The organism is Kordia sp., from assembly GCF_022447245.1.
GTDB lineage: Bacteria > Bacteroidota > Bacteroidia > Flavobacteriales > Flavobacteriaceae > Kordia.
Window position 1 is genome coordinate 179,419 of sequence record NZ_JAKVBC010000003.1, and the last position, 13,381, is coordinate 192,799.

The window sequence follows — 13,381 nt, forward strand, 5'->3', positions numbered from 1 at the left end:
GTTGAGTATTATGCAATCTGGCGTTTTTCTATTCGTAAAAGCTATTTATCTTCATAAATCACTAACAATTCAACTTCGCGTTCTGCTTTTTTGAGTTGCAAACCTATCTTTGCCAATTCCTCTTTGAACGATCCTTTTTTCTGTGGATAAAAGACAAAATCGATATCCAATAATCCAAAATAGTTTGTTTCATCAACCACAGGAACTGGCGCTTCGTTTTCTATATAATCTGCAAAATCTTTCATTTGAATCTTTTTAGCATGAAATTCATATCCTCTAAATTCTAGACTTCGCTTTGAAGCTTTGGATTTTAGGTTTTTTAATTTCGATCTGTCCATAACACTTAATACATACACAGGAATCGTTTGTGTTGAAAGTTTTGCCTTTACCGAAAATGTTTCTGCTAATTTTTCAATTCCAATAGCATACATGGAATTATCAGCTTTTTTTGTGATAACATCCAAACAGTATTTGTTTTTAGGATTTTTATAACTGTACGTAGCTTCATCAATCTCAAAAACAGTTCTGTTATAAGACTTTTGATATAAGTTTCTATACATACTAGGTATAGTCTGATTGATGATGGAGATTCTTCTTCCGTTAAAAACTTTATCATTTAAATAACCTCTTGAATAAGACGAAACGCCTTCAAATCCTCCTTTAATCAATACACGTTGCGCATGTACATCTTTTACAGGAAATGGATCAGCTTCATAATCAAATGTGGTATTTTCTTGTTTGTGTGGCAACGAAATTGATTTGCCCGATTTTACTTGTTGAATGATTTCTCTGGTAATATTATCCGTAGCCGTGATTGCTACAATTTTCCCTTTGGCATCAATGATAATTGCATGCGATAATATGCGATACGGAAACAAACTTTTTAATGCTTCTGTTTGAAGTCCAAACCAAACTTTGGAAGGCGTATTTGCTATGAATCGTTGCAAACGCTCAGGTTTGTCTTCCGAAATTCCAATGACTTGAATATCATTTGAAAATTCGTCCTGTAATTTTATTAAATTTTTCATGGCAGGAATACAAGGACCACACCAAGTTGCCCAAAAATCAAGAATAACAATTTTACCGTTCAAACTTTTCAAAGAAGTTTCTGAATCTTTGCTATTTAACAAATTAGAAATTTTCACACTAGATACTTTATCTCCTATCTCTAGTTTAGTTTGCGCATACGTGATACTTGTCAATGCAAAAAGCATCAACCATATTACTATTTTTTTCATTTGTATTTTAGATTATTATTTGTTGTAGAATAAGGTTACAAAACCGTGAATTAGATCGAGTTTAAACGTGTTTTTTCGATATGCTTCGTTATCCTTTCCGCGTGTAAACATCTTAAATCGTTTACCTTCTTTATTGGGTTGCATAATGATTTTTGTTTCTCCATCTTTTAGGACTGCATTGTGTCCTACAGCTTCCATGTAATATTTTTGATCTTGATCTATATACATTTTAATATCTGAATATTCACACAACATTGAAATAGATTCAAAATCATTGTGCAAATTGTAAAAGAAAAACTTGCTTTTAAAATCTTTAAGCTGCACATTTTTAGTAAGTTCACCAATATTTATTTTTGAAAACTCTGTTTGCAGTGTTGCATTCTCAATGGTACCAAACAATCCGACTCTAACATTTCGAAAAGAAAAGTTTCCTCCTTTTATTTTCTTGATTCTTACGTTTCCATTCATAAACTGAATACTATTCCCATTATTATTCAACACATCGGCAGATAAATCACTTTCTTGAAAACTTCCACGTATGACATTGTAAAAATTACCGTCAAATTTTACATTCGCATTATCAGCTGCCAACTCAATAGCCATATATGCAGGAACAAAAATTTCATATTTAGACTGAATACTTTTAATTTCCTTCCGAGTACTCTTTCCTATGTCTTTTAAAGGTACTTTCCCATCTTCAAATACTATATAACCATCTAAATCATGGAAGCCTCTAATGCTTGTATCAATTTCGTTATGAATGTCAGCTACAGATTTGTATTTATTAAGTTGATCTTTTATCCATGAAAGATTTTCTACATGGATTTCACCAGCCGTTAAATGATACGAAAGTTTTCCAATAGAGGTAGCAGAAGCATTTCGAATTTGCAATGTATTCCTATTTCCCATTGAGGTTTCCATTTGAGCTGATATGATAATAGCTTCAGAAATTTTCTTGATTTCTTCTTTAGAATAGTTTTGAAAATCGACTGTAAAGTCAACTTTTACTTCATTTTTATTCCATGTTTTAAACGTTACATCAATGTTTTGAGTTTGAAATAGCAACTGGGTATTTTTGTCAACTGAAAAAGTTTTTTGATACTTTTTCTCAGATTGAGCTATAAGTCCAAACGAACCTATTAAAAACAAAATGAAGGTTTTATATATTTTTTTGTTCATCTTTTAATCGTTTTAAATGTTGTTGAATTTCTTGCAAAAGTGTCAAACGCATTTGCAAATTCTTAATCATTTTTTCCAGCGTCGTCAAGCTATTTTTTTCTACCAAAAACACTTCTTTCAATTCTTGATACGATTCATCTAAATTTTTCAAGCGTTCTTCGTACTTGTCTACTAAATAACTATCGTTTGCTGTGAGCTGAAACGACTTCCATTCGGAAGCAATATCTTGAAGATACTTATCTTCTATTGATTTCATTTCTGCAAATAGTGAAGATTGCGCTGTTTCTTCTCCGCCCGAATTGGTATATATAAAAGCTCCAATTCCCATCAGCAATACACATGCTGCAGCAATAGCACGCCAATAGTTAAAAGGTTTATTTGTAGTGGAAATCGTTTCTGTTGCTGATAATTTTTCTAAAAATTCAGCGCGATGTCCTTTCGGTAATTTTGGTGTCTCCAAAGGAGCATCGTTTTCGTTTAAAATGTCTTTAATATTGTTCATAATGATATTTTATGTTTAAAAAGATCATGTATCGTTTTCTTCAATTTTGTTTTTCCGCGCATCAATTGTGTGCGTGATGTTCGTACAGGAATTTCTAATATTTCTGATATTTCCTGATGATCGTAGCCTTCTATTAGATACAATTGCAACACATATTTATATTTGATTGGTAAACTTTCAATGGCGTGAATAATTTCTTGCTTCGTGACATTAATATCTATTTCCCAAGAAGTTTCATCCTCTATAATCACCATTGTTTGATCGTTCATTTCTTCATAAACCAACGACCTTTTTTTGAGTGTATCAATACATTGATTGATGACAATTCGCTTTAACCACGCTCCAAAGGCAACTTCTCCTTTGTATTGCGCTAATCGTGTAAATGCTTTTAAGAATGCTTCTTGCATGACATCTTTAGCATCTTCCCTATTTGAGATGTAGCGACACGTAATACTATACATGGCATCCGCATACAAATCATAAAGTTTCATCTGTGATTTCCGATTGCCTTGCTTACATTTTTTTAAGATTCCTAAATGCTGTTGGTTCATTATTTTAATTTGTGTTCTATACTAAAGACGACACTATTTTTGAAGCGTTTCATTTTTTTAGATTTTTTAAATTTAGCTAATAGATCGCTTTATAACATCATTTCGAAGAATATATAACAAAGCAATATGTTTCTGATCAAAACTCATCTTTCTAAAGCTATAGATTGCCATAAGTTTTTAAAAAACTTTCGCAAAGACGTTTCTCAATTCTGAATTTATAAAAAAATATATCGTAATTTCGTTTTAACGTTTAAAAACATTACTATTTCTTGAATTCAAAACCCAAACATACATCTGCTCTACACGAAAAGGATGGTATTGAGCAACCTGATTATATCAGTAAATCATCGGTAGCTTCCATCAAAAAAAACAGAAGAAAACAACCTTCTGTGGATGAATTGGTTACAGGCATTTTGAATCAAGATAAAGTCGCGTTGAGTCGTGCCATTACGTTAATAGAAAGTAAAAGCACCAAACACCTGGCGAAAGCAACGGAAATTATTGAAAAGTGTTTACCACATGCCAATAATTCTATTCGTATGGGAATTACAGGTGTCCCCGGTGTGGGAAAAAGTACATTTATAGAAGCGTTCGGAAAGCATTTGACAGGTTTGGGCAAAAAAGTAGCTGTCTTAGCAGTAGATCCGAGTAGTTCTATTTCTAGCGGAAGTATTTTGGGAGATAAAACCCGCATGGAAGATTTGGTTAAAGATGAAAACGCTTTCATTCGTCCCTCTGCTTCTGGTGATTCGCTTGGTGGTGTAGCTCGAAAAACTCGTGAAACTATTATTTTGTGTGAAGCTTGTGGCTTTGATACTATTATTATTGAAACGGTTGGTGTTGGGCAAAGTGAAACCGCTGTACATAGTATGGTAGATTTCTTTTTGTTATTAAAATTGGCTGGTGCTGGAGACGAATTACAAGGAATTAAACGCGGAATTATTGAAATGGCAGATGCTATCGTAATTAATAAAGCAGATGGCGATAACATTAAACGTGCACAAATGGCACGAACGGAATTTAAACGTGCATTACACTTGTATCCACAAAAAGCTTCTGAATGGAAACCAAAAGTAGTGACAGCTTCAGCGTTAAAACAAAACGGTATTGATGACGTTTGGCAAATGATTCAAGAATTCCGTGAAAGCACTAAAAAAAATGGTCATTTTGAAAATCACAGAAAACAACAAAACCGTTTTTGGCTATTGCAAACTATCGAAGAACGCTTAAAACATAACTTTTACACCAACGAGAAAATAAAAAATGTTTTAGACGGATATTTAAACGCTACTGAAAATAGTAGTATTTCTCCATTTAATGCCGCACAACAGTTGTTAGCATTATTAAATTCATGAAAAAGTGTCATCATCTGGAAAATCAGAATCGTCATCATATGGGTTATGATGCGTAAATGTATTTGGAAAAATATCTGGTAGCCTAAAAATTAAGTAACCTAAAAGAATTACTGAAATGATTATTAGCGTTTTAAACATAATTTAAAGATAAAACAATAATAATTTATGGCATAAACTGTACAAAAAAGCGAACTAGCGTCCGCTTTTAAATGCACATAACTTAATTCAATATGGTTTGTTATGCTAACAATCTCTATTAAATGAACAATCCATAGAACAATCGCCCGCAACACTCTGTCTACTCTATAATTTTTTTGTTAGTTTCAGTAGGTAACTTTTTGTTTTTTTATGCTTTGAAAATTTTAATTTGATAATACCATAATATTACTAAAAATGACCAATTATATATAAGTTGTATTACATCTTTAACATTAAAAAACGAAAGAGGTTTAGGCATATTTCTGAATCAAAAACTGCCTAAGTTTGTATATCAAAGTTCCATAAATGACGCCTACAATAGCACCTGTTAGCACATCTCCCGGAAAGTGCACTCCAATATAAATTCTGCTATAACCTACAAATGCTGCCCAAACTAGTAAGAATGGAAAAATGTACTTGAAATGTTTACGCAATACCAACCCAATAAAAACAGCCAACGCCATTGCATTAGAAGCATGTCCAGAGAAATATCCAAACGCGCCACCACAAGAATCTTTAACTAAACGCAGATGATCTACTAAATCGGGTGTATAGCATGGTCGTTGACGCAAAAAGAGTGTCTTTTTAAATAAATTTGCTGTTTGATCAGTAATCGTAATCAACAAAGCGACCAATATCAACGTAAAAATAATTTCTTTCTTCTTATTTGTTTTTAGGATTAGAATCAACAAAAAAGCATACAACGGAATGGCGTAATATTTATTTGTGATAAACATCCAGAAACCGTCCCACGTAGGCGTTCCGAGTCCGTTGAGAAATAGAAATACTTCTTTATCAAATTGTATTAATTGATCAATCATAATAGATACTATTAATTTGCGGTCGTTTAGAAAGTATTCAAAAGAAATTCAGTGTTATCTATTAACATACGTTCGCCAATTTTAAATCTCAATTATCGAGTTTAGTCTTCGTAACGTTCTAGTTCACGATCGTAAAAATCGTTTGCTGCTTGGAATAAGTTCTCCGCTTCTGAAGCCAATTCTTTCTCATCCTCTTTTGCGAATTCTTCCAACCATTCTACTTCATCATTTTCTAGGTTGATGATGAATCTTGGAAATTCGGTATGTACAATAAAAATTGCATTGGGATAATCTGTATTATCGCCCAATAAAAATTTAGGAAGCTCCATGAGTTGTTTGCTTATTAATAAGTTTTTTTGATAAATAATTAAATCTAATATACAATAATATTGCAGAAGTCGTCAATCCTGCCAAGAGTCCAATCCAGATGCCTATACTTTTGTATTCGGTGTACAATCCAAGGTAATACGATATTGGAAAACCGATAACCCAATAGGCAATAAATGTAATCAATGTTGGAATTTTTACATCTTGTAAACCGCGTAATACGCCTAAACCAACGACTTGTATTCCATCAGAAAGTTGGAAAAAAGCTGAAACCAATAAAAGTTTGGCTGCAATCATGATTACTTCTTGATTGTCAACAAAATTTGCAGCATCTAATTCATCTACATATAAGGTTGGAAACCAATTGTTGAACACCATAAACATGATGACAAAAATGATGTCAATGATCAATACGAGTAAAAATAATGAAAGGGCAATACGGCGTAATTCCGAAAAACGTTTCAAACCCTTCTGATTTCCTACTCTAACCGTAGCTGCAACACTTAATCCCATAGCAACCATAAAGGTCATCGATGATAAATTCAATGCAATTTGATTGGCTGCTTGTGGATTCTTTCCTAAAGTACCAGACAACCAAATAGCTGCTGTAAAGATGGCTACTTCAAATAACATTTGTAACGAGGATGGAAACCCTAAAGAAATAATCTTTTTAAGCACTGATTTTTGAATCTCTCTAAAATTAAAATTGGTTACATAACTTTTAAATTTCTGTTTGTAGCGCAATAGCAGCCAAATAAATACTAGCATAACCACACGAGAAGCCAACGTTCCTATAGCAGCACCAATAATACCCCATTTCGGAAAAATCCAGATCCCAAAAATCAGAAAATAATTAATTACAACATTCACCACATTCGCCAAGAGTGTTGCCCACATGGAATATTTTGTTTGCGATAAACCATCTGCAAATTGTTTGAATGCCTGAAACATGATCAACGGAATCAACGAAGCTGCTACCAAGTTTAAGTATGGCATTGCTAACGCAACTACTTCATCAGGTTGTTCCATTTCATACATAAGCGGTTTGGCCAGCATAACTCCTAAAAAAACAGCAATTCCAATACCTGTACAAAGTATCAAACCATGTTTTAGGGCACTTTTTACTTTCAATGTATCACCCATGGCATCAGCTTCAGCAACCAAAGTTGTAATTGCTGTAGAAAATCCAATACCAAGTGACATGGCAATGAATAAAAAACTGTTTCCAAGTGATACGGCAGCCAATTCTGCAGGACCTAATTGTCCAACCATAGCATTGTCTACAAAAGCCACAAAAGTATGCCCTAGCATTCCTAAAATAATAGGTGATGCTATCTTTAGATTATATCGAAATTCTTTAGTGTAATTTTGTAAGATCACTGCTATGTTTTTAACGAGGCAAATATAGTCCACTTTTATGGTAAACACTCATACTTTCGGGTGAATTTATCCTTTCCATTTTATAAATTGAACAGCTTGTTTTTTAAAACAGAAATACTACTCCTTTCTTTCGGCTTACACACCTCCTAAATTTGTACTCATGAATTGCAGAGTGGCTTAATATAATTGCAATTTATAACTCAAATTATTAACTTAAAAACTTGAAATTATGAAGAAAAACATTTTAAACATTAAAGGAGTTTCGGCTATTTCAAAGCAAGATCAAAGCCAAATTAATGGCGGAGCTGGTGGTTTCTTCGGTTGCGGATGCGATTGTGCAGGGCGCGTAACTGGACCAAAGTATTGTGAGGATTTAATTGCTTGTCCTCAAATATATACTTGTGATGACGATATATAACATACAATTTTTAAAAGCGAACAAAAGTAAATGTAGTCATACATAAGCAGACTACCATTTAGGGGAAAGAAAGGCTTCTGATAAACATCACGGAGCCTTTTTGAGCTAAAGTCTCCTTTTGAAGATATTGCTATTAAAAAAACTAAGAGCTACAATTCTTAACCCAAAGAAGGTGATCCCTGAAAAACCTTTCATAGAGTAAGAACTAACTAAACTTTTTTAATCATGAAAAATATATTAAATATTAAAGGTGCCTCAAAAATTTCTAAAACTGAGCAAAGCCAAATTAACGGTGGAGCTGGTTGGAACATTGGCGATTTAGACTTATCAAAATGCGGATGTGATTGCGCAGGACGCGTAACAGGACCTTTTTATTGCCACAATTTAATTGGTTGTTTACAAGTATACACTTGTGATGATGCACAAACATCATAATTTTAGTAGTTATTAGGTTACTAAAAGTTAAAAAAGGCTACTTGTTTGGTTGCAAGAAGCCTTTAACACTTATTGTTGTATCAAATTAATTGGTTGTATCACATTGTGTATTGTGTGAAGTCGATTGTGTGCGTCCTCCTTTAGGTGTCCTTGATTCTTCCGAGGCACAATTGGGAATCAGCGTATTAGGATTTGTTCCTTTTCCAATAATGTTGAGTGAATCGACTCTGGCAATCTTTATTTTGGTAAATCTTAATATTTTTCGTTCAGTTTTCATTGTAAATATGTTTGTTAAGTTTACCTAAATATACACAACAGCCATCAATAATTGCTAAAAAAAGGCTTGCCATTTTATAAATTGAACAGACTTATTTAACGGATTTTTTTTAAGTAAGTAGATGGGTTTTCTCCTGTTTTGGATTTGAATGCGCGTGAAAAAGATCCATGACTTTTATAACCCACTTCTTTGGCGATAGCCTTGATAGTATACATACGAAATTTCTTATCTTCTTCTAGTCTATTGAGCGTATACTGAATGCGAAGATTATTTAAATACTCTGTAAATGTCATCTTTTTGTGCGTATTCAAAATGGTAGACAAATAAGTTGTATTCGTGTCTATTTTTTTAGCTGTAGCATAGAGATTATATTTGGGATTTAGATAAAATTCTTGCGCTTCTAAGTTTTTCAGTTTTTGCAAAATTTCATCCACCGTTTTATCACTTTTAATTGTGGTTTGCGATGGTGTTTTTTCCTTTTTTTCTGTAACGACTTCCAGTTCTTTTGGAGTTTCGTTTTGAAGTACTACTGGGATTTTTTTCTTTCTAAATTGTCTATACAATAAAAACCCAAACACAACAATTACACCAATAGCAATGCTCAAGAAGGTATAAAAACGCTTCTCATCCTTTTGATGTTGTGCTTCAAATTTATTTTTAATTTTTTCTATTTTGTATTGTGTAGCTGTTTGAAATACTGTTGCCTTGTTTTCCTTTGCTAAAATGTTTGCATTAATCTCTGTTGCTTTTTGTCGATATATAGATTCTTGCTCAAAGTTTTTACTTTCCTTATGCACATTGGCTTCCAACACCAAAGCATCATAATAACCTGTTTCTAAAAGCTGATCTTCCGCGTATCTAAGTTCCAATTCTTTTAACAAATTCAACGCTAGTTCCGTTTCTCCTTTTTGAAAATGATAGTCTGCCAACAAATACATGACTTTAGAGACTTGTTTTTCATTTCTTGCATCTGTAAATATTTCTTTAGATGCAATTAGATTTGAATATGCTTCTGGAAATTTTTTTTGTGCAATATTAGTCTTGCCTTTTAGTTCAAACAAATATGCTTTTCCTTCAATATCATTATAATAATCAGCAATAATAATTCCTTTGTCAATGAACAACATTGCAGAGTCTAACTCTTTCTCTGCTTGATAAGCTTTTGCCAAAAACATGTGGTAATTGATATAATCCTCTACATAATTAATAGAATCTTTTGTGATTAAATCCTTCTCTTCTATCGTATTAATGGCTTCTGCAAAACTTTCCTTTGCTTCTTGAAAATTATTCAAATCCAAGCTCAAAATTCCCATATTCCCATTAATATTAATCAATTGCAAGGTACGTTTATTCCGTTCTGCAACTTCATAAGCATCTAATAATATTTCACCTGCTTTGTATTTATTTCCTAATTCAATTTCTGTGGTTGCAATAGCAATTTTCGTTTGCACATAACGTGCACTATCAGCATCATCAGAAATACTTTGCAGGGCTTTATCATATTCGGTCATGGCTTCTTTGTAAATGCCTCTGCTTTGGTAAAAGGCTCCTAAATAAAAATGTGCTCGATATGTATGTATAGAATCATTGAAAGTCGTTGCTTTATGAAAATACTCCATACGAAGTTCCATCATCGTATCAGTTTCTATTCCTTGATAATTAAGTAGCATTTCCTCAGCTTCTTCTAATATTGTTTTCACATTATCATTTGTGCTTGATGACTGTGTAGAATATGCGCAAGCATAAATTAAGATACATACTAAACAATAGTAAAAAAAGCGGTTCATAACGAATATTTATATCCTTTTGGGAAAATAAAGTTTTTTTAAAAATATGACAAAGCATTCTCTTTACTTTTTTTAGAAACATCAAAAATTAGGGATATTATCTATAAAAGTCGATATCAAAGCAATCTCAAAATAAGCTTTTTAACTTGATTTTAAGAAATAAAACTTCATGAAAAAGTTACTTTTGAAATTAATTAGCAATCCCAAAAATTAAAAAGTAATTATGACATTGAAATCTCAATCAAAAAACAGGATATTTTTGGTCTTGATTTTACTGTTTGCATTTTTAGCTTCCCCTGACGCTAATGCATAACGTAAAAAAAGAAAAAAGGGCAAAAAAGGCGATACAGAGAACGTTGAACCAAAGAAGAAATCGAGCAAAAAATCTATTGCAGATTTAACAAAAAAAAGTAAAAAGATGGAAGGTCTTTTTACTATCTATCAAGATACAATTACTGGTGCGCTTCAAATGGTTATTTCTAAAGATCAATTAGAGAAAGAGTTTATTTATTTTAGTCAAATTAATGATGGTGTTATGGATATTGGAGCATTTAGAGGCTCTTACAGAGGTTCTAAAATTTTCACCGTTAAGAAATACTTCAACAAAATAGAATTTGTTACTAAAAACAATTCATACTATTATAACCCTGAAAGTGCTTTGGCAAAATCAGCAGGTGCTAATATCAGTGAAGGTGTGATGGCTAGTATCAAAATTGAAGCGACAGATGATGAAAAAGGCTTGTATTTAATCAAAGCCGATGACATCTTTTTAAAAGAAACATTTTCACAAATAAAGCCACCTCGTTTTCCTGGGCAAGGTCCATTTGCATTTACATTAGGAAATCTAAATAAAGGAAAATCAAAAGTAAATGCTATTAAAAATTATCCAGAAAATACAGATTTAGTAATAGAATATGTATACTCTAAGCCAGCTGTTTTAAATGGCGGATCTAATGCAGTGACAGATGGAAGAAACGTGACCATTAAGGTAAATCATAGTTTGATTCAGATTCCTGATAATACGTATGTTCCTCGATTTGATGATCCTAGAGTTGGATATTTCACTACGCAGGTTACCGATATGACTACGCCAAGCAATACGCCATATAGAGATTATGTGCATAGATGGCATTTAGAGAAAAAAGATCCTAATGCTGCAATTTCTGAACCTGTGGAGCCAATTACCTGGTGGATTGAGAATACAACACCTCATGAATACAGAGAAACAATCAAAGAAGCTGTATTGCGTTGGAACATCGCATTTGAAAAAGCAGGGTTCAAAAATGCAATGGTGGTAAAAGTTCAACCAGATGATGCTGATTGGGACGCAGGAGATATTCGTTACAATGTATTACGATGGACATCTTCGCCAAGACCTCCATTTGGTGGATATGGACCTAGTTTTGTAAACCCAAGAACTGGACAAATTTTAGGTGCTGATGTAATGTTAGAATATACTCACCAAACCAATAGAGTTCGTTATGAAAGGTTATTTGAAACTATGAGTGAATATTCTATAGATAATTTAGAAGACGCAGAAAAAGAATTGCAAAATTTCAAAAACTATTACAAACAATGTTCAATAGGAGATTTAATGCACGAAAACAGTGTTTTTGGGGCTACAGCTTTGACGATTATGAATGCTTCCGAAGAAGAAAAAGAAGTATTACGTAATGAAGGATTAACACACTTAATTATGCACGAAGTTGGTCATACCTTAGGATTAAATCATAACATGAAATCAAGTCAATTGCATTCTCCAGCACAATTAGCTGATAAAGAATATATCAAAGGAAAAGCCTTAACAGGTTCTGTAATGGACTATGAAGCCATTAATGTTACTAATGATAGAGAACAACAAGGGCACTATTTTACAACAACATTAGGTCCATACGATATTTGGGCAATTGAGTTTGGGTATAAACCCGTAAAGACGTTAAAAGAACTCGATGATATCTTAAAAAGATCAACAGAGCCAGAATTGATTTTTGGTAATGATGCTGACGACATGAGAAGTCCCGGAAAAGCAATTGATCCAAGAGTCATGGTTGGTGATTTATCTAACGATCAAATTACTTATTCTATCAACAGAATTAAGTTGGTAAATGATATGACAAAGAATCTACGCTCTAAGTACAACGATTATGGAAAGTCATACCAAAATTTAGTAGTTGCACATAGTATTTTACAAAGTCAAAAATCTAGCGCGGTAAATGTAATATCACGTTTCATTGGTGGTGTCTATGTAGATAGAGCAATGCAAGGACAAGCTGGCGGAACACAACCGTATACGCCAGTAAGTTATGAAGATCAAAAAAGAGCTATGAAAGCCTTAAAAGACTATTTATTTGCTCCAAATGCAAATGATATTCCTGCAGATTTGTATTCGCACTTGGCAAGACAACGTAGAGGATTTAATTTAGGGCGTGGCACAGAAGATCCAAAAATTCATAATACTGCCTTACGCAGACAAATGGGCGTTTTAGCACATTTATTACATCCAAATACTTTACAACGTATTGTAGATTCTGAGTTATACGGAAATAAGTATAAGATTCAAGAATACATGAGAGAATTGAATAAAGCAATTTTTAATGCAGATATCAATACTTCTGTGAATTCATTCAGACAAAATTTACAGTTAGAATATACAAATATGTTAGTTCAAATGTTAACTGGAAGATCTAAAGGACGTTTTAATAATATTGCACAATCCATGGCAATTTATAACTTAAAGACCATCCGAAGATTTGCAGCTAATGGTTTAGGTGATTTAGCTACGAAAGCTCACAAGTCACACTTAAAAACTATGATTGACAATGCACTGAAAGAAATCAAATAGTTACAGATTTTTATAAAAAACATAAAGAGGCTTCTTCAGTATTGAAGCCTTTTTTTATGTGCATCATAAAT

The 13,381-nt window shown here is 32.8% G+C and carries 13 protein-coding genes; 4 read left to right on the forward strand and 9 right to left on the reverse strand.

Features of this window, described 5'->3' with window-relative positions; genetic code table 11:
* Positions 1-41: 41 nt before the first annotated feature.
* From MK119_RS03515 to MK119_RS03530, 4 genes are read right to left on the reverse strand one after another with little or no spacing between them, the layout of a single operon-like run.
* The gene (locus MK119_RS03515) at positions 42-1,238 is read right to left on the reverse strand and encodes a redoxin domain-containing protein (RefSeq protein WP_290670945.1); all 1,197 of its coding nucleotides are present in this window, start codon (positions 1,236-1,238) and stop codon (positions 42-44) included.
* A 15-nt stretch (positions 1,239-1,253) separates the two neighbouring features.
* A complete protein-coding gene (locus MK119_RS03520; protein WP_290670947.1) occupies positions 1,254-2,417 on the reverse strand; it encodes a hypothetical protein in 1,164 nt (387 codons plus the stop codon).
* Complete coding sequence (locus tag MK119_RS03525; RefSeq protein WP_290670949.1) at positions 2,398-2,919, reverse strand: hypothetical protein; 522 nt, start codon at positions 2,917-2,919, stop codon at positions 2,398-2,400. Before MK119_RS03525 ends, MK119_RS03520 begins: the two co-directional genes overlap by 20 nt.
* Positions 2,916-3,410: a sigma-70 family RNA polymerase sigma factor gene (locus tag MK119_RS03530; protein ID WP_290670951.1), complete on the reverse strand. Its 495-nt coding sequence runs from the start codon at positions 3,408-3,410 to the stop codon at positions 2,916-2,918. Before MK119_RS03530 ends, MK119_RS03525 begins: the two co-directional genes overlap by 4 nt.
* A 329-nt stretch (positions 3,411-3,739) precedes the next feature.
* On the opposite strand from MK119_RS03530, the gene meaB reads away from it, so the two are divergent.
* Positions 3,740-4,825: a methylmalonyl Co-A mutase-associated GTPase MeaB gene (gene meaB, locus MK119_RS03535; RefSeq protein WP_290670953.1), complete on the forward strand. Its 1,086-nt coding sequence runs from the start codon at positions 3,740-3,742 to the stop codon at positions 4,823-4,825.
* A gap of 449 nt (positions 4,826-5,274) precedes the next feature.
* Here the strand turns inward: meaB and MK119_RS03540 are convergent, their stop codons facing one another.
* The 3 genes from MK119_RS03540 to MK119_RS03550 form a co-directional block, all read right to left on the reverse strand.
* Entirely contained in the window at positions 5,275-5,844 is a 570-nt protein-coding gene (locus MK119_RS03540; RefSeq protein WP_290670956.1) for a phosphatase PAP2 family protein, read from the reverse strand.
* A gap of 101 nt (positions 5,845-5,945) precedes the next feature.
* On the reverse strand, positions 5,946-6,173 hold the full coding sequence (locus tag MK119_RS03545) for a hypothetical protein (protein ID WP_290670958.1): 228 nt from the start codon (positions 6,171-6,173) through the stop codon (positions 5,946-5,948).
* Positions 6,160-7,551 carry an MATE family efflux transporter gene (locus MK119_RS03550; RefSeq protein WP_290670960.1) on the reverse strand — a complete coding sequence of 464 codons (1,392 nt, stop codon included), beginning with the start codon at positions 7,549-7,551 and terminating at the stop codon, positions 6,160-6,162. Before MK119_RS03550 ends, MK119_RS03545 begins: the two co-directional genes overlap by 14 nt.
* A 229-nt stretch (positions 7,552-7,780) precedes the next feature.
* Here MK119_RS03550 and MK119_RS03555 point away from each other — a divergent pair, with 229 nt between their 5' ends.
* Positions 7,781-7,969: a hypothetical protein gene (locus MK119_RS03555; protein WP_290670962.1), complete on the forward strand. Its 189-nt coding sequence runs from the start codon at positions 7,781-7,783 to the stop codon at positions 7,967-7,969.
* A gap of 225 nt (positions 7,970-8,194) precedes the next feature.
* The gene (locus tag MK119_RS03560) at positions 8,195-8,404 is read left to right on the forward strand and encodes a hypothetical protein (RefSeq protein ID WP_290670964.1); all 210 of its coding nucleotides are present in this window, start codon (positions 8,195-8,197) and stop codon (positions 8,402-8,404) included.
* Positions 8,405-8,489: 85 nt separating this feature from the next.
* On the opposite strand, the gene MK119_RS03565 is transcribed toward MK119_RS03560, so the two are convergent.
* Complete coding sequence (locus tag MK119_RS03565) at positions 8,490-8,681, reverse strand: hypothetical protein (RefSeq protein ID WP_290670966.1); 192 nt, start codon at positions 8,679-8,681, stop codon at positions 8,490-8,492.
* Positions 8,682-8,776: 95 nt separating this feature from the next.
* Positions 8,777-10,381 carry a helix-turn-helix domain-containing protein gene (locus MK119_RS03570; RefSeq protein ID WP_290670968.1) on the reverse strand — a complete coding sequence of 535 codons (1,605 nt, stop codon included), beginning with the start codon at positions 10,379-10,381 and terminating at the stop codon, positions 8,777-8,779.
* 505 nt (positions 10,382-10,886) lie between these two features.
* Between MK119_RS03570 and MK119_RS03575 the strand changes: the two genes are divergently transcribed.
* A complete protein-coding gene (locus tag MK119_RS03575) occupies positions 10,887-13,310 on the forward strand; it encodes a zinc-dependent metalloprotease (RefSeq protein ID WP_290670970.1) in 2,424 nt (807 codons plus the stop codon).
* Positions 13,311-13,381 lie beyond the last annotated feature (71 nt).

Bases quoted from the DNA above. Each gene is read 5' to 3' on its own strand.
- MK119_RS03515 (WP_290670945.1), bottom strand. From the start codon at position 1,238: ATGAAAAAAATAGTAATATGGTTGATGCTTTTTGCATTGACAAGTATC.
- MK119_RS03520 (WP_290670947.1), bottom strand. From the start codon at position 2,417: ATGAACAAAAAAATATATAAAACCTTCATTTTGTTTTTAATAGGTTCG.
- MK119_RS03525 (WP_290670949.1), bottom strand. From the start codon at position 2,919: ATGAACAATATTAAAGACATTTTAAACGAAAACGATGCTCCTTTGGAG.
- MK119_RS03530 (WP_290670951.1), bottom strand. From the start codon at position 3,410: ATGAAACTTTATGATTTGTATGCGGATGCCATGTATAGTATTACGTGT.
- MK119_RS03540 (WP_290670956.1), bottom strand. From the start codon at position 5,844: ATGATTGATCAATTAATACAATTTGATAAAGAAGTATTTCTATTTCTC.
- MK119_RS03545 (WP_290670958.1), bottom strand. From the start codon at position 6,173: ATGGAGCTTCCTAAATTTTTATTGGGCGATAATACAGATTATCCCAAT.
- MK119_RS03555 (WP_290670962.1), top strand. From the start codon at position 7,781: ATGAAGAAAAACATTTTAAACATTAAAGGAGTTTCGGCTATTTCAAAG.
- MK119_RS03560 (WP_290670964.1), top strand. From the start codon at position 8,195: ATGAAAAATATATTAAATATTAAAGGTGCCTCAAAAATTTCTAAAACT.
- MK119_RS03565 (WP_290670966.1), bottom strand. From the start codon at position 8,681: ATGAAAACTGAACGAAAAATATTAAGATTTACCAAAATAAAGATTGCC.
- MK119_RS03575 (WP_290670970.1), top strand. From the start codon at position 10,887: ATGGAAGGTCTTTTTACTATCTATCAAGATACAATTACTGGTGCGCTT.